The following is a 23,380-nucleotide window of genomic DNA, read 5'->3' as shown; positions in this document are numbered from 1 at the left end:
TGTCTCCAGGTTGGGTGGTTTTGCAACTCCAGTCTGGCTCCAGACTCGGTCGCTATCCACCCCCCATGGAATCTTCGCTGCGCTCGCAATGACGGTGCTTGTGGTGACGACCTGACATAATCAAGGACACCTCCATGGCCTCCATCCACAACGACGTCCCCCTCTCCGCCCCGGCCCGCAATGTCTGGGACGCGGTGCGCGATTTCGGCGCGCTGCATCAGCGGCTGGTGCCGGGCTTTGTCACCGCTTGCCAGCTCGACGGCGATGCACGCATCGTCACCTTCGCCAACGGCTCGGTCGCACGCGAGGTGCTGGTCGATTGCGACGACGCGCGGCAGCGGCTGGTCTACGCAATCAACAGCGAACGGCTGACGCATTACAGCGCCTCGGTGCAGGTGATCGCCGACGGCGAGGCGAAATGCCGCCTGGTCTGGATTATCGACATGCTGCCGAACGAGCTCGCGCCTTACGTTCAGGGGCAGACCAGGGAGGCCGTGATCGCCATGCGAAAGGCCTTCCCGCCTCCGGCTACGTGATCTTTCTCACAGAGCCCCGCTGTCGTCAGCCGTAACCATGGCGGCGTGCGTCCGGTTGGCCCCGCTCTCCCGGCGGCGCCACGCACGCGAGGAGCATGCCATGAAAGGTGCGGACAAGGTGATCTGCCAGGCAGCCGCTGTGCTGTTGCTGTTTTCGGTCGCGAGCACGCCGGCCAAGGCGCAGTTCCTCGGCGGCGGAGGTACCGGCGGCGAGGACATGATGACCCAGATGGCGCCGATGCTGGAGATGATGAAGACGAAGATGGGCAAGCGCCGCTTCGCCATGCTGATGCAAACCATGGGGCCGATGATGAGCCGCATGATGGAGAATGGCGGCGGCGGGCTCGGTGGCATGATGGGTGGCGGCGGTATGGGCGGCGGGTTCGGCGCGCCCAATTACGGTGGCTACGCACCGATGGGCGACGGCGATATCACGGGCATGCTGGGCGGCGGCGGCGACATGATGGCGATGATCCCGCAATTGATGCGGCTCGCCAATCTCGGCGGCGGCGGCCATCGCCGCCACAAGCATCGCTAGTCTACAACCGACAGCGCCGGACGCACGGCCGGCTTCGTCGCGCGCGGCCCCCAGCGCGTCAGCACCACGCTGGAGCATGACAGCAGGCCGAGCACGACCATCGAGCTCGCGGCCAGCCAGAAGAAGTTTTGCGCAGTGGCGTCATGCGTCGACAGCCACCAGCCGCAGGTCGCGATGTAGGTCAGTCGCGCCGTCTGCGCCAGCACCGGGCCGATCACCTTGGCCGCGCCTTGTGACGAGAAGTACATCGTCGAAGCGAGGCCGATGAAGGCGTAGAACGGCGCGACCGTCGAGAGATATTGGTGGCTGGTCGCGCGTACCGTGGCGCTGTCCGTAAAAATGTTGACCCAGAGGTCGGGGAACAGCGCAACGAGGCAGGCCGGCGCGCCGACAGCGACGAAAGCACTCGCCCCTGCAATCCAGGCGATGCGCCGGGCACGGGCGATGCGACCGGCACCAACCGCCATGCCGATCATCGGCACCGACGCGATGCCGAACGAGAATGCGATCGAGGTCAGCAGGAATTCGAGCCGCGCGCCGATGCCATAGCCGGCGAGGATCGCAGTGCCGAATTTGGCCAGCATGTGGGTGAAGATCGAGATCGTCAGCACCGATTGCAGCGGCGAGAAGCAGGCGATGGCGCCGACCTTCAGGATGTCGAAGAACATCGCCCACTGAATGCGAAGCCCGCGCAGTTTCGGCACGATTCGTGCGCGGCCGGAGAACAGGAACCAGCCCATCACGCAGATATTCATCGAATAGGCGATCAGCGAGCCCGCCGCGACACCGCGCATGCCGAACTGCGGCACGGGCCCGAGTCCCAGGCCCAGCGTGCCGCCAAGCACGACCTGCATGACCGCGGAATTCAGCATCAACAGCGACGGCAGCTTCATGTTGCCGGTGCCGCGCAGCACGCCCGCCATGGTGTTGAGCAGCCAGGGCAGCACCGCGCCGCCGAAAAACACCTGCGTATAGCCGATCGCATGCGTCAGCACCTCACCACGGCCGCCGAGCATCGTGAGCACCTGGGGTCCGAAGATCAGCATGCCCAGCATGAAGACGACGCCGAAGGTGATGCCGATCAGGAGCGCATGCGCGGCCAGCGTCCCGGCACGCTCGCGATCGCCGGCGCCGAGCGCACGTGCGATGGCCGAAGCGACCGCACCGCCCATGGCGCCGCCGGACATCGTCATGGTCAGGATCACTGTCGGAAACACCAGCGCCATCGCCGCCAGCGCTTCCACGCCGAGACGCCCGATATAGGAGGTCTCCGCAATCACCACGCAGGTGCCGGCGGACAGCGCGACGACGTTCGGCCAGGCGAGACTGAGCAGCGTGCGCAGGATCGGCCCATCGGTCAGCGCGCTCCGCACCGGGCGCGGAGGCGGCGGCAGCGGACGTTCCTGCTCATCGACCGGGATTTCGGCGATGTCCGTCATTTCCTCTCCCGGGCAAAAGCGCCGTTTGCGGCGCAGCAATGCATAGGTGTGCTGATCAATTTCCTCGCGCGGAAGGCGCGGTGGGCACGTGTTAGCACGGCGGCCCCCGATTCCTCCTGCGTCAGGTGCAGGCGTGCCCTGCGGCAGTGCATTTCAGCGGGTGGAATCCCTTCTCCCTCGCCCCGTTCTTACGGGGAGAGGGTCGGGGTGAGGGGCTCTATCCGCGCAGACGGTAACAATTGGACTCGCGGAGACTCCCCCTCACCCGGAATTTGCTGCGCAACTTCCGGCCTCTCCCCGCACGCGGGGAGAGGCGAAAGCCGCGGCGACGCTGTCGACTACCCGACCGTCCAGACCAGCGGCGGCCGGCCGCCTGCTGTCGGACGCAAATGCACCCGGATGTGCCGGCCGCATCCCGCAGCGAGCCCTTCGAACAGCCCTTCCAGCACCTTCGCGCAGGCACGATGATAATCGGTGACGTCATCCATCAGCTTCCAGCTCTGCTGGCTGATCTCGATGCTGCCTTCGGACGTCGTGATCTCCGCTGCGTCGTCCTGCGCCGCGAACAGCCCCTTGAGAAACGATGCGAACTCGCTCGCGCCACCGCGTGTCGCCGACAGCGCGGCTGCGACCTCGTCGAAATACTGCATGCCGATCAGCTTGCCGGTGAGGTGCAGGAGATAGCCGGCATCTTCCGGCCCGAATAGCTGCACCATCACGGGCGCGGCCGTGCGGACATATTCCATCGCGTAGTTGCGATAGGCCTTTTCAAGCCGCGGCCTCGGCCAGCTCGCGACAGGCAAAGCCGGGGCGGTCTTCGCGTCGAACAGCGGTGCTTCGAGATGCCGAGCGAACACCAGGCGCTGGTCGAGCTCGAGCGGATGGTCGTATTGATGGTAGTAGCCTTCGAGCCCATCCTGCCCATCAACGCTCTGCTTGGTGCAGACGAAGCCCAGGCGGAGATCGCCGAGCGCGACGCCGTTGTTGGCGTGCCAGCCGCGCAGCATCGCGCGCGAGACTTCGCCCGGCACGCCGCAGATCGCAGTGCCCTTCCAGATCCAGCGCGGCGGCGGATAGCGGATCCAGGCTTTGGTGTCGCTCTCATACATGTATTCGACGTGGACGCCGCCGATCCAGTTGGAGAGATAGTGATATTGCGCAGCCGCCACCGCCGGCGGCAAATGGCTGAGCCCTAGCTTTTGCAAGCCGGGCAGAAAGCGCTCCTGCTGCTGGCGGCGGAACACGCGGAAGACGAATTCGGCCGCGTCCGCCGTGCCGCGTCGGGTGACGACGGTAAGGATCAGGCCGGTGAAATAAGCGTGGTAGAGGTCGGCGACCGCGCGCCAGCGTTTCCATTGAGCTTCTTGCGCGGAATCTGGTGCGGCAGTCATGTTCGCTCCCGGCTTGTTGTTTTGCGGGAGTGTGTCATCGCGGATGGGGCGGCGCAACCGGACACGCACTCGCTGTCATCGCCCGGCGGAGACCGGGCGATCCAGTATTCCAGGGACGGCTGTGATTGAATCGATGGGCCGCAGCGTACTGGATTCCCCGCCTTCGCGGGGAATGACGGCGGAGGACGCGGATGCAGCTACACCCGAAAGTGCTTGCTCAGCTTCAGGCCCTGCGCCTGGTAGTTGGAGCCGATGCGCTGGCCGTACATGGCGTCGGGGCGTGACAGCATCTTCTCGTAGACGAGGCGGCCAACGATCTGGCCGTGCTCGAGGATGAACGGCACTTCGCGCGAGCGCACTTCCAGCACGGCGCGCGCGCCTTGGCCGCCGGCGCCGGCATAGCCGAATCCGGGATCGAAGAATCCGGCATAATGCACGCGGAATTCGCCGACCAGCGGATCGAACGGCACCATCTCCGCGGCGTAATCGGGCGGTACCTGCACCGCCTCCTTCGACGCGAGGATATAGAACTCGCCGGGATCAAGGATCAGGCTGCCATCGGGACGCGCCGAGATCGGCTCCCAGAAATCTTCCACCGCATAGCCGGAGCGACGATCGACATCGACCACACCAGTGTGGCGCTTGGCGCGGTAGCCGACGAAGCCCGTGCCCTTCGCGCCCGAGAGATCGACCGAGACGGCGACGCCGCCGGCAAGATCCGCATCGTCGACATCGACGAGGCGCTCGGACGCATGTAACGCATCGAGCTCGTCGGCGTCGAGGATGGCGTCACCGGTGCGGAAGCGCACCTGTGACAGCCGCGAGCCCTCGCTGACCAGCACCGGAAACGTCTTCGGGCTGATCTCGGCATAGAGCGGACCGTGATAGCCGGCGCCGATCATGTCGAAGCGGCGGGTGCCGTCGGCGATCACGCGGGTGAAGACGTCGAGCCGGCCGGTCGAGCTCTTGGGGTTTGCGGCAGCGACGATCTCCGGCGGCAACGCAAGGCTTTCGAGCAGCGGCACAATGTAGACGCAGTTGGTCTCCAGCACCGCGCCGTCGGCGAGGCTGAACTCGTGCAGCTTCAACTGGTCGATGCGCTCGGCAACGGTGGCGCCGGGGCCGGGCAGGAAGCTCGCGCGCACGCGATAGGCGACGTCGCCGAGGCGCAGGTCGAGGCTCGCCGGCTGGATCTGGCTTTCGACGAAGTCGTAGGCAGGCAGGATGAGGCCCGCCTCCGCCATCGCCGCGATCATGCGGTCGGGCAGGATACCATTGGCGTCGGCGGCAACCGTGAACGTCAATCGGGGGTCCTCGTCAGGGGTCGGATGCATCCGGACATGCCGAAGATACAGTTTTTTACGGCTAGCCGATGGCTGTCTTGACGGAAAGGGCATTGCGGAATATGAGCATGACTTATCCCGTGGTGATTTGAGCCGGCCGGCTTGCAGCCACGTTAAATAAGTCGCTAAACAGGCCGGGGACCTCTGTGATCCCGGCCCGTGGAGATATCCAGGCCGGTTTTTTTTGTGACCATTTTCGATGGTCACGCAGAGGAGATCCTATGTCGAAGTCCCCGGCGTCCACCACGCAATACCGTCCCGAAACCCGCCTGGTTCATTCCGGCACCCTGCGCTCGCAATATGGCGAGACGTCGGAGTCGCTGTTCCTGACCCAGGGCTACGTCTACAACAGCGCCGAGGAGTGCGAGGCGCGGTTCAAGGGCGAGGACCCCGGCTTCATCTATTCGCGCTATTCGAACCCGACGATCGCGATGTTCGAGCGCCGCATGATCGAGCTCGAAGGCGCCGAGGCTGCGCGCTCGGCGGCAACAGGCATGGCCGCGGTGACGACCGCGATCCTGGCGCCGCTGAAGGCCGGCGATCACGTGGTGGCATCGCGCGCGCTGTTCGGGTCGTGCTTGTACGTCATTCAGGACCTGCTGCCGCGCTACGGCATCGAGACCACGCTGGTCGACGGAGCCGATCTCGACCAGTGGCAGCGTGCGCTGAAGCCGAACACCAAGACGTTCTTCCTGGAGAGCCCGACCAATCCGACGCTCGACGTGCTCGACATTCCCTCGATTGCCGAGATCGCGCATAGCGGCGGCGCGCGGCTCGTCGTCGACAACGTGTTCGCCACCCCGATCTGGCAGAGCCCGCTCGCGCTCGGTGCCGACGTCGTGGTCTACTCCGCGACCAAGCACATCGACGGCCAGGGCCGTTGCCTCGGCGGCATCATCCTGTCCTCGGAAGCCTTCATCGCCGAGCACATCCACAACTTCATGCGCCAGACCGGACCGTCGATCTCGCCGTTCAACGCCTGGGTTCTGCTCAAGGGCCTGGAGACGCTCGGCGTGCGCGTGCGCGCGCAGACGGAGACCGCGGCGCGCATCGCCGACGTGCTGGCGAGCCATCCGAAAATTTCGCGGCTGGTCTATCCCGGCCGCGCCGATCATCCGCAGGCGGCGCTGGTGAAGAAGCAGATGCGCGGCGGCTCGACGCTGGTCGGCTTCGAGGTCAAGGGCGGCAAGCAGGGTGCGTTCCGCGTGCTCAACGAGCTCAAGCTTGCGAAGATTTCCAACAATCTCGGCGACGCCAAGAGCCTCGTCACGCATCCGGCCACCACGACGCATCAGCGACTGAAGCTGGAAGATCGCGCCGCGCTCGGCATCAGCGAAGGGTTTATCCGCTTCTCGGCCGGGCTCGAGCATGCGGATGATCTGATCGAGGATCTGACCGCGGCGCTGGAGAAGGCGTAGGGAGCTAAGAGCTCGGTCTCGTAGGGTGGGCAAAGCGAATGCGTGCCCACCATTCACGACCTCGATGCCGATAGATGGTGGGCACGGCGCGCGAAAAGCGCGCCTTTGCCCACCCTACCGGCTATTCGCCTCTACATCGGCCGGTACGTCCGCACGTCCGCGGGCACGTTCACGCCCAGCTTGATCTGGCCGACGGAGCGGATGATGTCGTCGCCGAGCAGCTGGGCGAAGCAGGCATAGCCCCAATCGTTCATGTGCAGGCCGTCGGCAATGACAAAGCTCTCGACCGGGAGCGCCTGCTTCTCGTGCCAGTCGCGCATCACCTCGAAGCGCGGGAAGATGCCGACGTGACGAAGCTCGGCGATCTTGCCGAGCAGCTTCACCATCTTGCTTGCGCTTTCGGGACGCTCGGTGACGCGCGGTGAATATTGCGGGTCGACCAGCACGACGTCGGCATCGCCGGCGGCCTGGATGCGGGTGATGCCGTCCTCGACTATCTTGGCGGTGTCGCCGGGATCGAGGTTGCGCAGCACGGCGTTGGTGCCGACCTGCCAGATCACGAGATCCGGATGCACGTCGATCACCTCCTTCTGGAGGCGCTTCATCATCTCGGGCGCATCCTCGCCGCCGACACCGGCATTGACGACGGTGATGTTGGCGGTGGGATATTGCCGGCGCAGCTGCGCGGTGAGACGGTTCGGATAGTTGAAGTCCGGCGAGCTCGCGCCGTAGCCCGCCGTCGACGACGAGCCGAACGCGACGATCACGACAGGCTTGCCGGCAACGAGCTTGGCCGCGACATGCGGCAGCGAGCCCATCGCCTTCGAGCCGCCCTTCGGCGCAAGACACGGCACGCGGCTGAAAATATCGCCAGCGGATTTCGCGACCTGCTTCACCTTGTCGATGGCGCGCGAGGTGAGGCCGCGCTGCTCGGTAGCCTGCTGACTGGTCGCGGCGACCGTGGTCTGGGATGGTGATGCCGGTGCGGGATTAGCGGTCTGCTGCGGCGCGGGCGTCGCCTGGGCAGCCTGAGCGTGAGCAGGTGCCTGGACCACAGGCGTCAGCATCAGCAGCGCCGCCGCTGCGGGCGCGGCCAGCCATGTCGACAGGCCAAAAGGGCGGAGAGAACTCATTAACGCTAGACCTCAATTTTGCTGCTGGGCCGGCCCCAGATGGGCAGCGTCGATCACGAACTGTGCCAACGCCCGGCCGATGCAGTCATGGACCTGTTTCGCCAGCTCGGGGCCCCGGGAGGGGCTGAACAGGTCGAACTGACCCTGATCATTCCACTGCCGCATCATCGCGAAACGGTCGAACAGCGGGACATCATGCTCCTGCGCCACCACCCGCATATTATCGAGATATGGCGGCGCCGAGATCATGGTTTCGGTACGCGGGCTGTACTGCAAATTCATCAAGACGACGTCAGCCCCTGCATTTTGCAACGCAGCGACCCCTTCGGTCACGGCGCCGCGGAAATCGTCGGGATCGATGGAGCGGATAGCATCCACGGTCCCGGTCTGCCAGATGACCAAAGTAGGTGTTTTTGCTTCCATCAGCTTAACGAAGGTTCCGGCGGCCTCCTCCGCCGTCTTCTTGCTCTGTATTTCTACGGATACGTGCACGGTCTCCGCAGGCGGCAGCTTGTCCTTCAAAATGGCCTGCATCCGCGCCGGATAGGAGCTGTCCTCCGAGGATGGAATGGTGGTGGAGCGGCTGCCGATCACCAGGATCTCGAGCGGCTTGCCGGCCTTGACGGTCTCGGCGACCTTGTGGAGCTGGCTGTCGGTGGCAAGCAGATAAGGCGGCAATTCGCAGGCTGCGGGCGCGGCAGGCACGGCATCGCCCGCGCGCGCCGGAGGCGCGGCGAGGCACCCGCATATCAGGACCAGGCTCAGGAGAACCTTCGCCTTCATCAGCCCCCTCCCGCCAGATCGGCGTTGCCGACGGCGTTTTTGGTTTTCGCACCGCTCTTGTCAGCCACGCGCTTGTACCACGAAATCACCCAGGCAACGCCCCACATGATCAGGATTCCGGAGAGACTAATGAGCGCATGCATGCCCGGTCCACCGGAGACCTCGGCCAGGATGAAATGGCCGGCGAAGGCCAAGAACACGCCGAGGCAGAATATCTCCAGCGAATGCTGGCCGCACAGGATCAGCGGCCGCAACCAGGGCGATTTCAGGCCCGGCCAGTCCCGCGGCAGGAACCGCACGGTGAGCGCGGCCAGCGCCAGGAAATGCGTGAAGCGCAGCACGTCGAGGTCGGTCTTGTCGATCGGATACATCCACTGCTCGATCCGCTTCGGCATGAGATGGCCGAGCTGCGGCACGTACCAGGTCAGCGTCACGTAGAACGCCGCCACGATATAGGCGATCGAGATCCACATCGTCACGGGCGACGCCAGAATGCGTGACATGCGTCGCGCACCTCCGAGTGCACACCATGCCCCGAACACGAACAGCAATTGCCAGGCGAGCGGATTGAACGCCCAGAAGCCGTTCGGATAGGCGGAGAAGTAGAGGTCGAATTCCCAGGTCGCCGCATAGAGCAGGGCCGAGAGCGCGAGCGTCACGTCAGGCCGCCACTTCATCGACCACAGGATCAGCGGCAGCGCCAGCATCAGGACGATATACAGCGGCAGCACGTCCATGTTGACGGGACGGAAGCGCAACAGCAGCGCCTGCACGATGGTGACGTCGGGCTGCTTGAGGAAATCCATGATCCCCATCTCTTCGGTGTAGAGCGGGTTCTCGAAGCTGGTTGCGACATAGGAGATCTCGGCGAGGAAGATCGTGAACAGGAAGACGTGGGCGACATAGATCTGCCAGACCCGGCGCAGGATGCGCGCGGTGGCGATGACGAAGCTGCTCTCCAGCATGGCGCGGCCATAGACGAAGGCGGCCGTGTAGCCGGAGATGAAGATGAAGATCTCGGTGGCGTCGCTGAAGCCGTAATTGCGGATCGTGAACCAGGTCAGCAAATTCGGCGGCAGATGGTCGATGAAGATCAGCCACAGCGCGAGGCCCCGGAACAGGTCGAGCCTGAGCTCGCGCTCACCGATAGCGGGCAGCGTGATCGCAGGTGCACGCGGCTTCGCTGCCACGGATTTGGCCTCCACGGGATTGGCACCCGCGGTTCCCGCGATCGTCGATCCCGTCACTTGATCGGCAATGGTCATCGGGGCCCAAAAACCCTTCCGCAAATCGCAACGTTTGAGGAGTGTACCGGTCCAGTCGCCGCCCCGCAAAGCGGCCGGATCACATACGGGTGTATTCTTTGGGGGTGTACTTCCCTGTCAATTCTGGCGGGACGATGTCGCGAAAGCCGCCTGCGGCGTTTGGTTCCCGGCGAGGATTTCGCTATGATGGCAATCATGTACCGCGCCGTGACCCGCCAGATCGAAGTGACCGTCGAGCCGAACTTTGTTCCGGAGCAGTCGTCGGCCGACCGCTCGCGCTATTTCTGGTCCTACACCATCGTCATCACCAATTCCGGCGACGAGACCGTGCAGCTCAAGACGCGGCATTGGATCGTCACCGACGCCACCGGCCGGCAGCAGGAGACCAAGGGCGAAGGCGTGGTCGGCGAGCAGCCGACGCTCGCCCCCGGCGAGCGCTTCGAATACACCTCCGGCGTGCCCCTCACGACCGCCTCCGGCTTCATGACCGGCCGCTACCAGATGGTCAGCGAAAGCGGCGAACGTTTTGAGATCGACGTCCCGACGTTCTCGCTCGACAGCCCGGACAACAAGCGGGTGTTGAATTAGGAGGCGGGTGTGACGGTGCCGTAGGGTGGGCAAAGGCGCGAAGCGCCGTGCCCACCATTCCGGTCACGACACGCAAGATGGTGGGCACGCTTCGCTTTGCCCACCCTACGATAGCTCGCGATGACGAAAGATAGGCGCTTACGCGTCTTCGACGCCCGCCTCATCCGGCGTGAACTCGTACACCGATGAGCAGAACTCGCAGGTCACGACGACCTTGTCGTCCTTGACCATCGCCGAGCGGTCATCCGGCGAGAAGCTCTTCAACATGGAGGCGACCGCGTCGCGTGAGCAGGAGCATTGCGCTTTCAAGACAAGCGGATTGAACACGCGCACGCCGCGTTCGTGGAAGAGGCGATAGAGCAGCCGCTCGCCGGAGAGATCGGGATCGATCAGCTCGACGTCCTCGACGGTTTCAATCAGCGAGCGCGCCTCGACCCAGGCATCGTCCTCGGCGACGGCGTGCACCTCGGCGCCCTCGGGCGCGTCGCCGGGATGGAGATCGGCCTGCCGCGCGCGCTCGGGCGCCTTCGGCAAAAACTGCATCAGCATGCCGCCGGCGCGCCAGCGATGCTTGCCGCCGTCGCTCGAGCGCCACTCCTCGCCGACCGCGAGGCGCACGCGCGTCGGGATCTGCTCGGAGCGCAGGAAATATTCGTGAGCGGCGTCTTCCAGGCTGCCGCCGTCGAGCGCGACCAGACCCTGGTAGCGGCTCATGTCGGGCCCCTGGTCGATGGTCATGGCGAGATGGCCGCGGCCGAGCAGCGCGCCGGAGTGCGAGCCAGTATTCTTGGCGTCACCGAGGCGCTCGGCGTCAAAGCGCGCATAGGCGCGCAGGCGATCCGGTGCCTGATAGTCCACCACCAGAAATGACACCGGCCCATCGGTCTGGGCCTGGAGGATGAAGCGGCCCTCGAATTTCAGCGCCGAGCCGAGCAGCGTCGTCAGCACGATGGCCTCGCCCAGCAGCTTGCCGACCGGTGCCGGATAATCGTGCTTGGTCAGGATCTCGTCGAGCGCGGGGCCAAGCCGCACCAGCCGCCCGCGCACATCGAGCGCGTCGACCTCGTAGGGCAGCACGGCGTCATCGATCGGAACCGCGGATGGCGCGCGAACCGGGCCCTCGGGCCCGGTTTTCATGTCAGGGGATTGGGAAACCATGGCGCTTTATCTGGGGTCGGAGGTGGGAAATGGAAGGGGCGCGAGGGGACCTCGAATTCGGTGTCGTCCGGGGGCGCGCGCAGCGCGAACCCGGGACCATAACCACAGGATTACGCTATTGCTGTCGACGACAACTCCGAGTCATCGCCAAAAGGGGTTCCTGTGGTTAAGGGTCCCGGATCTGCGCTTACGCCTGTCCGGGACGACAGCGGAGGATGGGGCCGCTCGCACAGCCACCTCGCCCCGCCACAGTGTTACTTCACCGCGTCAAAACACCAGGCCAGAATGCCCTTCTGCGCATGCAGGCGGTTTTCGGCCTCGTCGAACACGACCGATTGCGGGCCGTCGATCACCTCGTCGGTGACCTCCTCGCCGCGATGGGCGGGCAGGCAGTGCATGAACAGCGCGTCAGGCTTGGCCAGCGACATCAGCTTGGAATTGACCTGGTAGGGCTTGAGCACGTTGTGACGGTGCTCGCCTTCCTTGTCGCCCATCGACACCCAGGTGTCGGTGATGACGCAATCGGCGTCCTTCACGGCAGCCTCGGGATCGGTGCCGAGCACGATCGGCGCACCGGTGGCCTTGATGAAGTCGCGCATCACCTTCTTCGGAGCGAGCTCCGGCGGGGTTGCGACATTGAGGTTGAACTTGAAGCGCTCGGCGGCATGGGCCCAGGACGCCAGCACGTTGTTGTCGTCGCCGGTCCAGGCCACGGTGCGACCTTCGATCGGGCCGCGATGCTCTTCGTAAGTCAGGAGATCGGCCATCACCTGGCACGGATGCGAGCGCCGCGTCAGGCCGTTGATCACGGGCACGGTCGCGTTCGCCGCGAGCTCGAGCAGGGCCTCGTGATTGAGGATGCGGATCATGATGGCGTCGACATAGCGCGACAGCACTCGCGCGGTGTCGGCAATGGTCTCGCCGCGGCCAAGCTGCATCTCGGCGCCGGTGAGCATGATGGGCTCGCCGCCGAGCTGGCGCATGGCAACGTCGAACGACACGCGCGTGCGGGTCGACGGGCGCTCGAAGATCATCGCCAGCGTCTTGCCTTCGAGCGGCTTGACCGGCTGATGCGCCTTCTGCTTCGCCTTCATGGCGGAGGAGGCCGCGAGCATGCTCTTGAGCTCCGACAGCGGCAGCTCGTTGATATCGAGGAAGTGCTTTGGCGTCTTGCTCATCAGCTGGCCGCCCGCTTGTTGCCTGAGAGCGCAGCGCAGGCGCGTTCAAGCCGGCCGACGCTGTCCTCGATCTCGGCTTCGGTGACGATCAAGGGCGGCAGGAAGCGCACGACATTGTCGCCAGCGCCGACGGTGAGCAGTTTTTCGTTGCGCAGCGCTGCGACCAGATCGCCGGAGGGCACCACGGCCTTGATGCCGATCAGGAGCCCCTCGCCGCGGACCTCGCTGACAATATCGGGATGACGATCGATCACGGAGGCGAGCTTCTGCTTGAGCAGCAGCGACATCTTCTGCACGTGGTCGAAGAAGCCGGGCTTGAGCATGACGTCGAGCACGGCGTTCGCGGCCGAGATCGCCAGCGGATTGCCGCCGAAGGTCGAGCCGTGCGAGCCGGGCCCCATGCCGGTGGCCGCATCCGCGGTCGCCAGCACCGCGCCGATCGGGAAGCCGCCGCCGAGCGCCTTGGCCAGCGACATCACGTCAGGCGTGACGCCGGTGCGGCGGTGGGCGAAGAGATCGCCGGTGCGGCCCATGCCAGTCTGCACCTCGTCGAAGGCGAGCAGCAGGCCCTTCTCGTCGCAGAGCTGGCGCAACGCCCTCAGGAAAGAAGGCGTCGCCGAACGAACGCCGCCCTCGCCCTGGATCGGCTCGATCAGGATGCCGGCGGTCTGCGGACCGATCGTCTTCTTCACGGCCTCGATGTCGCCGTGCGGGATCTGGTCGAAACCGTCCATCGGCGGACCGAAACCTTCGAGATATTTTGCAGAGCCGGTCGCAGCCAGCGTCGCCAGCGTGCGGCCGTGGAAGGCGCCTTCGAAGGTGATGATGCGGTAGCGCTCCGGATGTCCTTTGGAGAAGTGATGATGGCGGACCAGCTTGATCACACCCTCCAGCGCTTCGGCGCCGGAATTGCAGAAGAACACGAAGTCCGCAAAACTCTCGTTGCAGAGACGCGCGGCGAGCTTCTCGCCGTCCGGGCTCTGGAACAGGTTCGACATGTGCCAGAGTTTTGTGGCCTGCTCCTGCAGCGCCTTGACCAGCGCGGGATGGGCATGGCCGAGCGCATTCACCGCCACGCCCGAGGTGAAATCGAGATAGCGATCGCCATTGGTTGCGATCAACCAGACGCCTTCACCGCGCTCAAAACCGATGTCGGTTCTGGCGAAAACGGGGAGCAAGTGCGGCGCTGCGCTGTTAGCCATGATGGTCTCTTTGGATGTTTCGGACGGCCTGAAACTGCGTTGCGCAGCGCATCATTGGTCCGGAAAACGAAACGTGCCGCCTTTTAAGGGCGGCACGCATCACTATCTTATGCTTGGCACCATTGGTGTCAATGCCGCCCGGAAAGCCCCGCGAAACCCAGATTCCGTAGTCTTGCGGTACCGAATTTGCGGGTTTTGGCCACGGAACATGTGGAAGCGAGTCGGCGGACTCTTGCGCGTGAGTCACGCCATATTGTAGCGTCTGGCTTGTCAGATACGACATCTCGTGCAGCGGTTCTGATCCCAAAAGTCCTCATGTACCGGCGTAAACGTTCGGGCGTATCATTGCGCCCGGCGAGCCTTAAGGGATTCTGGCGGCACGGATTTTTCGAGGCTTAGGCATTCGTTGTGCGGCCCCCAGGATGGCAGGCGCGCGGCGAAGGAAAGGGTGCAATGACGGTTTTGACCTGGTCCGACGATCGCGTCGAACAGCTGAAAAAGCTCTGGGAGGCCGGACTTTCGGCCAGCCAGATCGCCGCTGAGCTTGGGAATGTCACCCGTAACGCCGTGATCGGCAAGGTTCACCGGCTCGGCTTGTCGGGCCGCGCCAAGAGCCCGTCTTCGGCAGCTCCGCGGCCGCGCAAGGCGCGTCCAGCGCCGCACATGATGCGGGTGAGCAGGCCCATCGCACGCGGCAATACCGCGCTGGCGCAGGCTTTCGAGGTCGAGGTCGAGGCTGAACCGGTCACCTACGACAACGTGGTACCGATGAGCCAGCGGCTGTCGCTGCTCGAATTGAACGAGGCGACCTGCCACTGGCCGGTCGGCGATCCCTCGAGCCCGGATTTCTTCTTCTGCGGCGGCAAAGCGCTCTCCGGCCTGCCCTATTGCGCCCAGCACTCGCGGGTTGCGTATCAGCCGGCAGCGGATCGCAGGCGGGCCCCGGCGAAGCCGGCGCGGTAAGCTCAGCTCCAAACGACATCGTCCTGGCCTGGTGCGCAATTGCGCGCGGGCCGGAACGATCGGGAGAAGGATCGGCGCGCCTTTGGCGCGCTTTCTTGTCGAGGTCTGCTCAGGCCGTTTCAGGCCTGCTCGGCCTTCGCGAACCGATCGTCCAGCGCGTAGCCCGCGCCGCGGACGGTGCGGATCGGGTCCTGCTCGCGGCCGAGATTGAGCAGCTTGCGCAGGCGGCCGATATGCACATCGACGGTGCGCTCATCGATGTAGATGTCGCGGCCCCAGACACTGTCGAGCAACTGCTCGCGCGAGAACACGCGACCGGGATGCTCCAGGAAGAACTCCAGCAGGCGATACTCGGTCGGGCCGAGATCGATCGGCCGGCCCGAGCGCGCCACGCGGCGCTTTTCGCGGTCGAGCTCGATGTCGCCGAACGCCAGAACGGTTGCGAGCCGCTCCGGACTTGCGCGCCGGAGCAGGCCTTTCACGCGCGCCAGGAGCTCGGGCACCGAGAACGGCTTGACGATGTAGTCGTCAGCGCCGGTCGCCAGGCCCCGCACCCGCTCGCTCTCCTCGCCACGCGCGGTGAGCATGATGATCGGCAGCTGCTTGGTGTCGGATCGCGCACGCAACCGCCGGCACAGCTCGATGCCTGATAGCCCCGGCAGCATCCAGTCAAGCACGATCAGATCGGGGATGTGCTCCTTGAGGCGGGTGTCGGCGTCGTCGCCGCGCATTACCGTCTCGACGTCATAGCCGTCGCCTTCGAGGTTGTAGCGGAGAAGCTCGGTCAGAGCTTCCTCGTCCTCAACCACCATAATGCGTGCGCCCATCGGGTCGTCGCTCCTTGCGTAATCAGGTGCTCGGGACCGTGGTGGCGAAGGTCGTCATGTCGCCCTTCGGCCGCTTGTCGGTGATCGCCTGGCCTTCGATCATGTAGAACACGGTCTCGGCAATGTTGGTGGCATGGTCGCCGATCCGCTCGATGTTCTTGGCGCAGAACATCAGATGGATGCAGAACGAGATGTTGCGCGGATCCTCCATCATGTAGGTGAGGAGCTCACGGAACAGCGAGGTGCAGATGGCGTCGACTTCCTCGTCGCCCTTCCACACCGCCATCGCCGCCGGCAGATCGTGCGCGGCATAGGCGTCCAGCACCGACTTGACCTGCTGCTGCACGAGGTCGGTCATGTGCTCGAGGCCGCGGAACAGCTTGAGCGGATGGAAATCCGTCTCCAGCGCCGCGACGCGCTTGCCCATGTTCTTGGCGAGGTCGCCGATGCGCTCGAGATCGGTCGCGACGCGCATGGCGCCGACGATCTCGCGCAGATCCACCGCCATCGGCTGGCGGCGCGCGATCGTGAGCACGGCGCGCTCCTCGATCTTCTTCTGCAGCGTGTCGAGCTCGGCGTCGATGGCGACGACGCGCTGGCCGAGCGCGACGTCGCGGCGGATCAGCGCATCGACGGAATCGACGATCATGCGCTCGGCGATGCCGCCCATCTCGGCGACCAGGCGCGTGAGCTCCTGGAGGTCGGTGTCGAAGGCCTTTGCGGTATGTTCAGAACCCATGTGCCGTCTCCTCAGCCGAACCGGCCGGTGATGTAATCCTGCGTGCGCCGGTCGGTCGGCGATGTGAATATCTTGCTGGTGTCGTCGAACTCTATCAGCTCGCCGAGATACATGAAGGCGGTCTTGTCGGAGACGCGGGCGGCCTGCTGCATGTTGTGGGTCACGATCGCGATCGTGTAGTTCTCGGACAGCTCCTGGATCAGCTCCTCGACCTTGGCGGTCGAGATCGGGTCGAGCGCCGAGCAGGGCTCGTCGAACAGGATCACCTCGGGCCGCACCGCAACGGTGCGGGCGATGCAGAGGCGCTGCTGCTGGCCGCCGGAGAGCGACAGGCCGGAGGCGTTGAGCTTGTCCTTGACCTCGTTCCACAGCGCGCCGCCGCGCAGCGCTTTCTCGACGCGGTCGTCCATCTCGGATTTCGAGATCTTCTCATAGAGACGGATGCCGAAGGCGATGTTCTCGTAGATCGTCATCGGGAACGGCGTCGGCTTCTGGAACACCATGCCGACGCGGGCGCGCAGCAGATTGAGGTCGAGCTTGGGGTCGAGGATGTTGGTCTGGTCGAGCATCAGCTGACCGGTGACGCGCTGGCCCGGATAGAGGTCGTACATCCGGTTGAAGATGCGCAGCAGGGTCGACTTGCCGCAGCCCGACGGGCCGATGAAGGCGGTGACCCGGTTGGTGCCGAGCGCCAGGTTGATGTTCTTCAGCGCGTGGTGCTCGCCATAATAGAAGTTGAGGTTGCGCACCGTCACCTTGGCCGGCGCTTCGGGCAGCATCGGCGCCTGGGGCAGGCCGCCGGCCGCGCTCATCGATACGGAAAGATCGGTCATTTTGCGGTCCTCTCGGCGCTGAGAATGCGCGCGCCAATATTCAGGGCAAGAACGGTCAGGGTGATGAGCAGCGCGCCGCTCCAGGCGAGCTGCTTCCAATAGGCGTAGGGGCTCTGGACGAAATTGTTGATGGTGACCGGCAGGTTCGCCATGGTCTTGTTCAGGCCGAGGCTGAAGAACTGGTTCGACAGCGCGGTGAAGAGCAGCGGCGCGGTTTCGCCGGCGACGCGGGCGGTCGCGAGCAGCACGCCGGTGATGAGACCGGAGCGGGCAGCGCGATACGCGATCCGCTTGATCACCAGCGAGCGCGGCAGGCCGAGCGCGGAGGCCGCCTCGCGCAGCGCGTTCGGCACCAGCAGCAGCATGTCCTCGGTCGTGCGCAGCACCACCGGGATCACGATGACGGCGAGCGCGAGCGAGCCTGCGATCGCCGAGAAGCCACGCATCGGCACCACTACGGCGCCGTAGATGAACAGGCCGATGATGATCGAGGGCGCCGACAGCAGGATGTCGTTGATGAAGCGGATCACCGAGGTCAGCTTGTCGTTGCGGCCGTACTCGGCGAGATAGGTGCCGGCAAACAGGCCGAGCGGCGCGCCGATGCCGACGCCGATCACGGTCATGATCAGCGAGCCGACGATAGCGTTGCGCAGGCCGCCTTCGGACGAGCCCGGAGGCGGCGTGTCCGCAACGAACAGATCGAGGTTCAACCCCGCCAGGCCGTTATAGAACAGCGTAATCAGGATCAGTGCGAGCCAGGTGACGCCGAAGGCGGCGGCACCAAAGCAGAGCCCGCGGATCAGGATATCCTTGCGGCGGCGGCGTGAGTAAATCGGGTTCATGTTAGTTCCCCGCCTTCTTTTCCAGCCGCATCAGCATCAGCCGGGCGCCGGCCAGCACGAAGAACGTCAGCACGAACAGCAGCAGGCCGAGCAGGATCAGGCCGGACTGGTGCAGGCCGTCGCTCTCGGCGAATTCGGATGCGATCGCCGCCGAGATCGTGGTGCCCGGCGCGAAGATCGAGGACGAGATGCGGAACGAGTTGCCGATGATGAAGGTCACCGCCATGGTCTCGCCGAGCGCACGGCCCAGCGCCAGCATGACGCCGCCGATGATGCCGACGCGGGTGTAGGGGATCACCACGCTGCGCACGACTTCCCAGGTGGTGCAGCCGACGCCGTAAGCAGCCTCCTTCAACACGGGCGGCACCGTCTTGAACACGTCGACCGAGATCGAGGTGATGAAGGGCAGCACCATGATGGCGAGGATCAGCGCGGCATTGAACAGGCTGAGATAGGACGGGGGACCCGCGAAGATCGCACCCAGCACCGGGACGCCGTCAAAGATCTTGATCATGAAGGGCTGAAACGTGTTGGCCAGGAACGGGCCCAACACGAAGAAGCCCCACATGCCGTAGATGATCGAGGGGATGCCGGCGAGCAGTTCGATGGCCATGCCGATCGGGCGGCGCAGCCATTGCGGGCAAAGCTCGGTGAGGAAGATCGCAATGCCGAGACCCACCGGAATGGCGATCAGCATCGCGATAAAGGAGGTGACGAGCGTGCCATACATCGGTCCGAGCGCGCCGAGCACGGGCGGATCGGCCGACGGCGCCCAACGCTGCGTCCACAGGAACGCGAAGCCGTATTCCTTCATCGCCGGGAAGGCGCCGACGATCAGCGACAGGATGATGCCGCCGAGAATGAGGAGCACCGAGATCGCGCTGAGCCGCGTGATCCAGTAGAAGGTGACGTCGCCGAGCTTGAACGCGCTCAAGGCCTTGGCGCGATCATATGGTCCGGCATCGTCGATTACATCGCTCTGAACGGCCATTTCTGCCACGCCGATCCCCTGTACTGACGGTACTTGTTTTTGGGTCACTGGTCTCGTGCCCCGGATGCGGCGCTAGCTGCGAAGCGTTGCGACGCTGATCCGGGGCCTCGTTCTTGCGGGTCCCGGCTCAGCGCAGCAGCGTTACACGCTGCAGCGCGTCCGGGACACGAGAGCGAAGAGCTTAGCTCTTGATCTCGGCAGCCCAGGTCTTCTCGATCAGCTGGACGACGCTGTCGGGCATCGGGATGTAGTCGAGCTCTTCAGCCGCCTTGCCGCCGTTCTTGAACGCCCAGCGGAAGAACTTGATGGCTTCCTGCGAGGCCGCCTTGTCGGTGGCATCCTTGTGCATGAGGATGAAGGTCGCAGCGGTGATCGGCCAGGACTTGTCGCCGGGCTGGTCGGTCAGGATGACGTAGTAGCCGGGAGCCTTGGCCCAGTCGGCATTGGAAGCGGCCGCCTGGAAACCTTCGACCGTCGGCTGCACCGGCTTGCCAGCCTTGTTGATGAGGCCGGTGTAGGTCAGCTTGTTCTGCTTGGCATAGGCGTACTCGACATAGCCGATCGAGTTCTTGGTCTGGCTGATGTTCCCCGACACGCCTTCGTTGCCCTTGGCGCCGACGCCAACCGGCCACTCGACGGCGGTGCCTTCACCCACCTTGCTCTTCCAGTCGGCGCTGGCCTTGGAGAGGTAGTTGGTGAAGTTGAAGGTGGTACCCGAACCGTCCGAGCGGCGGACCACGGTGATCGCGTCTGACGGCAGCTTCACATTCGGATTGAGCTTCTTGATCGCGGCGTCGTCCCACTTGGTGATCTTGCCGAGATAGATGTTGGCGAGGGTCTCGCCGTCGAACACCAGCTCGCCGGCCTTGACGCCTTCGAGGTTGACGACGGGAACGATGGCGCCCATCACCATCGGCCACTGGGCGAGGCCGTCCTTCTCGAGCTGCTCGGCCTTGAGCGGCGCGTCGCTGGCGCCGAAGGTCACGGTCTTGGCCTGGATCTGCTTGATGCCGCCGCCTGAACCGATCGACTGGTAGTTCAGGCCGTTGCCTGTCTCCTTCTTGTAGGCATCAGCCCACTTCGAATAGATCGGGAACGGGAAGGTCGCGCCTGCGCCAGTGATATCGGCGGCAAAGGCCGCCGTCGTCGTTGCGGCGACCAAGCCGGCAGCGACGATCGTTTTGATGAAATTCATGCTGGTCTCCATACAGGGGAGCGAAGCGCCATCAGCGCCCGATCGCGCTCCCCGCGCCGCCCCTTTAGGAGCGGTCGGCTGTGCTTTTACGAAGGTTTAGTGACAGTCGGATGACAGTCTTAAGCCACTGAAATAGCTTGAATTTCAGCTCGCAGCCGGAGGCTTGGCCTGGGGAAAACAGGCGGTGAACGTGGCGCCCTGCTTGGGCACGCTTTCGATCAAAAGCCGGCCGCGATGGCGGTTAAGAATATGTTTCACCAGCGATAATCCGAGCCCCGTCCCACCCTGGGAGCGGCTGTCGCCGACGTCCACCCGGTAGAACCGCTCGGTCAGGCGCGGCAGGTGCTCGGGCGCGATGCCGGGGCCAAAGTCGCGCACCATGACCCGGATTTCCTGAGCTCCATCAGTGGCCGGGGTCGCCGTCAGCGACACGATGACGCGTCCGCCGGAGGCGCCGTATTTGAGCGCATTCTCGATCAGATTCTCGAACAGGCGCAGCAGCTCCTCGCGGTCGCCCGCGATCATGACCGGGGCTTCCGGCAGATGGGTCTCGACCTCGACCTGGCGTTCCCGAGCCAGCGGCTCGAGCCCGTCGGCGACCTGGAAGATGATCGGCAGCAGGTCGACCAGCGTATCCGGCCGCACATGGGCCGACAGCTCCACCCGCGACAGCGACAAGAGATCGTCGATCAGGCGCGCCATGCGGGTGGCCTGATTGTGCATGATGCCGAGGAAGCGCTCGCGCGCCTTGGGATCATCCTTGGCCTGGCCCTGCAGCGTGTCGATGAAGCCGGAGAGCGCGGCCAGCGGCGTGCGCAATTCGTGGCTGGCATTGGCGACGAAGTCGGCGCGCATCTCCTCGACCCGGCGCAGTGGCGTCTGGTCGTGGAAGGTCATCAGCATGCATTTGTCGGCGCCGCCGAAATTGGTCGGCACCGGCACCGGGGTGATGGTCAGCTCCATCCAGCGATCGACCGGGACATGGTCGAGATAGGTCGCGCGCCGCGGCTCGGTGGTCGCAATGGACTCGCGCAGCGCCGTGATGATCTCGGGCGAGCGCAGCGCGAACTGGGCGAGCTCGTTCTTGCGTAGCGCCGGCGCGAGCTGGGCGGCGGCGGTATTGAGATGGATGACGCGGCCGGCGCGGTCGAGCAGGACGGCCGGATCCGGCATGCCGGCGACGACCGCGGCCACCGCCGCGCTTTCGACCGGATTGACCCGGCGGGTGTCGTCGCGCGAGGCAGCGGTATCATGCAGCCGCCAGGGGATCAGCGCAGCAGCAGCGATGCAGAAGAACACCGTCGCCGCCCGCAGCACCGACAATTCGCCGAGCGAGACCACCACCGACAGCGCCAGTGCGGCGGCGATCAGGATGATGGTCGAGTGCCGCAGCCGGTCGGACCAGGGCTGCACCGTGGGAGACGAGGGAGCGTCGATCGCCATCGGGGCGGGCTTCTCCTTGTTGGCTTTTGCGCCGGTCAGGCGCCGCTGTCGCTGCGCTTTCTCACATAAGCGGCTTCAGGCGGTGGGCCTGGATCGAGCTTGAGCGCCGCCTGTTGCAGCCGCTTGGATCGGGCGCCGATGATAACCTCGCGAAACGTCAGCAAGATTACAGAGATGACGAAGGGCGACAGATAATAGAGGACCCGGAACAGCAGCATGCCGCCGAGCAGCTCCTCGCGGTCCATCTGCCAGAGGCCGACCAGCATGGCGGCGTCGAACACCCCGAGCCCGCCGGGCGAATGGCTGGCGAAGCCGAGCAGCGTCGCCGAGACGAAGATGACGGCGACCACGACGAAGCCGAGATTGGGCTCGTCGGGGACCAGCACGTACATCGCGAGCGCGCAGAAGCCGAGATCGATGATGCCGATGGCGATCTGCAGCAGCGTCAGCGGGCCGCCCGGCAGCACCACGGTCCAGGGGCCGCGTCCGACGACCCGTGGCTGGGTCCAGACCCAGACCACATATCCGACCAGCGCTGCGAGGATCATCATCGCAAACGTCCGGTTCAGCCAGGGCGGCAGCTGGTCGATCGCGGCGGCCGCCTCCGGATGATAGGAGATACCGAGACCGAGCACGGCGGCATTGCCGAGCCAGAAGGTGAGGCCGGCGAGGAAGCAGATTTTTGCGACGTCGATCGCGTTCAGCCCATAGGCCGAATAGATGCGGTAGCGCACCGCGCCGCCGGTGAAGACGCTGGCGCCGACATTGTGCCCGATCGAATAGCTGGTGAAGGCCGCGAGCGCGTTGATGCGATAGGGCACGTGTGAATGGCCGATCGCGCGCACCGCAAACAGATCGTAGAACGTCAGCGTGAAATAGCCCGCGGCGACGAACAGCGCGGCCATCGCAATCTGGCGCGGCTCGGTGCTCTTGATCGCCTCGATCACCTCGTTGGTATCGATGCCGCGCAGCATGTGATAGAGCACATAGCAAGCGATGCCGATGACCGCGACGCTGATCACAACTCCAAGCTTATGCAGGATTTGCTTCTGGCGCAGAAACGTCATCGCCCTGCGTATGGCTTCCAGCATCTAGACCTCGAATAACGCTTCAGCGGCCAGGGTGGCCGGCGAACAGGCGGACGACGCACAGGCACTCAACGAACAAGCACTCAACAAACGCTTGCCGCCGGCTCCGGCCTCGCGCATGCCCCCCGCCCCTCCACTAGCGCGTTTCGAGGCGGAGTGGAATTCGCCAAAGTGAACAAAATCGCGTGCCTTCAATATTTTAGGCAGGTTTGCGGGCTCAAGGTGCACGGTTTGGCGCTTTCGGCGGCAAGTTCGATGGCAGGGCTGAAGCGAATCTCCATGGCAATCCTGCGCAGGGGCCGTGAAGTTTTGATGATTTCGACCGGACAATGTTCCGTCACGCCTTAAGGCGAAATCAATCTATGGACGGCACCGGCCTGTTGAAAGAGGGGCGGCCCGCGCCGGCTGGCTGCAGCGCAAACAGCCGCGCGACGAATCGCGCGGCCGAGGCCTGGTCCTGATAATCGGTTGCACCGCGATATCACAG

22 protein-coding genes and 1 riboswitch are annotated in these 23,380 nt (G+C 64.7%); of the genes, 5 read left to right on the top strand and 17 right to left on the bottom strand.

Features of this window, described 5'->3' with window-relative positions; genetic code table 11:
• Nucleotides 1-134 precede the first annotated feature (134 nt).
• Nucleotides 135-536 (top strand): SRPBCC family protein, encoded by a 402-nt coding sequence (locus ABIC09_RS28645; protein WP_354111330.1) that lies wholly within the window; start codon nt 135-137, stop codon nt 534-536.
• A gap of 100 nt (nt 537-636) precedes the next feature.
• The gene (locus ABIC09_RS28640) at nt 637-1,074 is read left to right on the top strand and encodes a hypothetical protein (protein WP_354111329.1); all 438 of its coding nucleotides are present in this window, start codon (nt 637-639) and stop codon (nt 1,072-1,074) included.
• Here the strand turns inward: ABIC09_RS28640 and ABIC09_RS28635 are convergent.
• The 3 genes from ABIC09_RS28635 to ABIC09_RS28625 form a co-directional block, all read right to left on the bottom strand.
• Nucleotides 1,071-2,513 (bottom strand): MATE family efflux transporter, encoded by a 1,443-nt coding sequence (locus tag ABIC09_RS28635; protein ID WP_354111328.1) that lies wholly within the window; start codon nt 2,511-2,513, stop codon nt 1,071-1,073. The two genes, ABIC09_RS28640 and ABIC09_RS28635, sit on opposite strands and share 4 nt — an antisense overlap.
• Nucleotides 2,514-2,851: 338 nt before the next feature.
• On the bottom strand, nt 2,852-3,904 hold the full coding sequence (locus tag ABIC09_RS28630) for a hypothetical protein (RefSeq protein WP_354111327.1): 1,053 nt from the start codon (nt 3,902-3,904) through the stop codon (nt 2,852-2,854).
• A gap of 197 nt (nt 3,905-4,101) precedes the next feature.
• Complete coding sequence (locus tag ABIC09_RS28625) at nt 4,102-5,238, bottom strand: 2'-deoxycytidine 5'-triphosphate deaminase (RefSeq protein ID WP_502916373.1); 1,137 nt, start codon at nt 5,236-5,238, stop codon at nt 4,102-4,104.
• 79 nt (nt 5,239-5,317) lie between these two features.
• A riboswitch (SAM riboswitch) is annotated at nt 5,318-5,397 on the top strand.
• A 71-nt stretch (nt 5,398-5,468) separates the two neighbouring features.
• Here ABIC09_RS28625 and ABIC09_RS28620 point away from each other — a divergent pair.
• Complete coding sequence (locus tag ABIC09_RS28620) at nt 5,469-6,665, top strand: O-succinylhomoserine sulfhydrylase (RefSeq protein ID WP_354111326.1); 1,197 nt, start codon at nt 5,469-5,471, stop codon at nt 6,663-6,665.
• A 131-nt stretch (nt 6,666-6,796) separates the two neighbouring features.
• On the opposite strand, the gene ABIC09_RS28615 is transcribed toward ABIC09_RS28620, so the two are convergent.
• From ABIC09_RS28615 to ABIC09_RS28605, 3 genes are read right to left on the bottom strand one after another with little or no spacing between them, the layout of a single operon-like run.
• Entirely contained in the window at nt 6,797-7,798 is a 1,002-nt protein-coding gene (locus ABIC09_RS28615; RefSeq protein WP_148754503.1) for an SGNH/GDSL hydrolase family protein, read from the bottom strand.
• 12 nt (nt 7,799-7,810) lie between these two features.
• Complete coding sequence (locus ABIC09_RS28610; RefSeq protein ID WP_148754505.1) at nt 7,811-8,581, bottom strand: SGNH/GDSL hydrolase family protein; 771 nt, start codon at nt 8,579-8,581, stop codon at nt 7,811-7,813.
• Entirely contained in the window at nt 8,581-9,846 is a 1,266-nt protein-coding gene (locus tag ABIC09_RS28605; RefSeq protein WP_354111325.1) for an OpgC domain-containing protein, read from the bottom strand. Before ABIC09_RS28605 ends, ABIC09_RS28610 begins: the two co-directional genes overlap by 1 nt.
• Nucleotides 9,847-10,041: 195 nt before the next feature.
• Between ABIC09_RS28605 and apaG the strand changes: the two genes are divergently transcribed.
• A complete protein-coding gene (gene apaG / locus ABIC09_RS28600) occupies nt 10,042-10,434 on the top strand; it encodes a Co2+/Mg2+ efflux facilitator ApaG/CorD (protein WP_187435232.1) in 393 nt (130 codons plus the stop codon).
• A gap of 138 nt (nt 10,435-10,572) precedes the next feature.
• On the opposite strand, the gene ABIC09_RS28595 is transcribed toward apaG, so the two are convergent.
• From ABIC09_RS28595 to ABIC09_RS28585, 3 genes are all read right to left on the bottom strand, one after another.
• A complete protein-coding gene (locus ABIC09_RS28595; RefSeq protein WP_354111324.1) occupies nt 10,573-11,592 on the bottom strand; it encodes an Hsp33 family molecular chaperone in 1,020 nt (339 codons plus the stop codon).
• A gap of 254 nt (nt 11,593-11,846) precedes the next feature.
• Nucleotides 11,847-12,770 (bottom strand): ornithine carbamoyltransferase, encoded by a 924-nt coding sequence (gene argF, locus ABIC09_RS28590; protein WP_148750967.1) that lies wholly within the window; start codon nt 12,768-12,770, stop codon nt 11,847-11,849.
• On the bottom strand, nt 12,770-13,972 hold the full coding sequence (locus ABIC09_RS28585; protein ID WP_354111323.1) for an aspartate aminotransferase family protein: 1,203 nt from the start codon (nt 13,970-13,972) through the stop codon (nt 12,770-12,772). Before ABIC09_RS28585 ends, argF begins: the two co-directional genes overlap by 1 nt.
• A 453-nt stretch (nt 13,973-14,425) precedes the next feature.
• Here ABIC09_RS28585 and ABIC09_RS28580 point away from each other — a divergent pair, with 453 nt between their 5' ends.
• Nucleotides 14,426-14,935 (top strand): GcrA family cell cycle regulator, encoded by a 510-nt coding sequence (locus tag ABIC09_RS28580; RefSeq protein WP_148750969.1) that lies wholly within the window; start codon nt 14,426-14,428, stop codon nt 14,933-14,935.
• A 119-nt stretch (nt 14,936-15,054) separates the two neighbouring features.
• On the opposite strand, the gene phoB is transcribed toward ABIC09_RS28580, so the two are convergent.
• The 8 genes from phoB to ABIC09_RS28540 all read right to left on the bottom strand — a co-directional run bounded on the left by phoB (nt 15,055) and on the right by ABIC09_RS28540 (nt 22,896).
• Nucleotides 15,055-15,762 (bottom strand): phosphate regulon transcriptional regulator PhoB, encoded by a 708-nt coding sequence (phoB, locus tag ABIC09_RS28575; protein ID WP_027533133.1) that lies wholly within the window; start codon nt 15,760-15,762, stop codon nt 15,055-15,057.
• 22 nt (nt 15,763-15,784) lie between these two features.
• Nucleotides 15,785-16,501: a phosphate signaling complex protein PhoU gene (gene phoU, locus ABIC09_RS28570; protein ID WP_354111322.1), complete on the bottom strand. Its 717-nt coding sequence runs from the start codon at nt 16,499-16,501 to the stop codon at nt 15,785-15,787.
• A gap of 11 nt (nt 16,502-16,512) precedes the next feature.
• Nucleotides 16,513-17,334 carry a phosphate ABC transporter ATP-binding protein PstB gene (gene pstB, locus ABIC09_RS28565; protein WP_148750971.1) on the bottom strand — a complete coding sequence of 274 codons (822 nt, stop codon included), beginning with the start codon at nt 17,332-17,334 and terminating at the stop codon, nt 16,513-16,515.
• Nucleotides 17,331-18,176 carry a phosphate ABC transporter permease PstA gene (pstA, locus tag ABIC09_RS28560; protein WP_354084235.1) on the bottom strand — a complete coding sequence of 282 codons (846 nt, stop codon included), beginning with the start codon at nt 18,174-18,176 and terminating at the stop codon, nt 17,331-17,333. Before pstA ends, pstB begins: the two co-directional genes overlap by 4 nt.
• 1 nt (nt 18,177) lies before the next feature.
• Nucleotides 18,178-19,167, bottom strand: coding sequence for a phosphate ABC transporter permease subunit PstC (gene pstC, locus ABIC09_RS28555; protein WP_354031512.1), 990 nt, complete (start codon nt 19,165-19,167; stop codon nt 18,178-18,180).
• Nucleotides 19,168-19,348: 181 nt separating this feature from the next.
• Nucleotides 19,349-20,362: a phosphate ABC transporter substrate-binding protein PstS gene (gene pstS / locus ABIC09_RS28550; protein ID WP_354084236.1), complete on the bottom strand. Its 1,014-nt coding sequence runs from the start codon at nt 20,360-20,362 to the stop codon at nt 19,349-19,351.
• 144 nt (nt 20,363-20,506) lie between these two features.
• Nucleotides 20,507-21,805, bottom strand: a complete 1,299-nt coding sequence (locus tag ABIC09_RS28545; protein ID WP_148750975.1) for an ATP-binding protein — start codon at nt 21,803-21,805, stop codon at nt 20,507-20,509.
• A gap of 35 nt (nt 21,806-21,840) precedes the next feature.
• The gene (locus ABIC09_RS28540) at nt 21,841-22,896 is read right to left on the bottom strand and encodes a putative bifunctional lysylphosphatidylglycerol flippase/synthetase (protein WP_148750976.1); all 1,056 of its coding nucleotides are present in this window, start codon (nt 22,894-22,896) and stop codon (nt 21,841-21,843) included.
• Nucleotides 22,897-23,380 lie beyond the last annotated feature (484 nt).

This window comes from Bradyrhizobium sp. S3.12.5 (assembly GCF_040548225.1).
In the GTDB taxonomy this organism is placed as follows: domain Bacteria; phylum Pseudomonadota; class Alphaproteobacteria; order Rhizobiales; family Xanthobacteraceae; genus Bradyrhizobium; species Bradyrhizobium cytisi.
The sequence above is the reverse complement of the archived record's forward strand: the minus strand, read 5'-3'. Positions and strand labels throughout refer to the sequence as shown.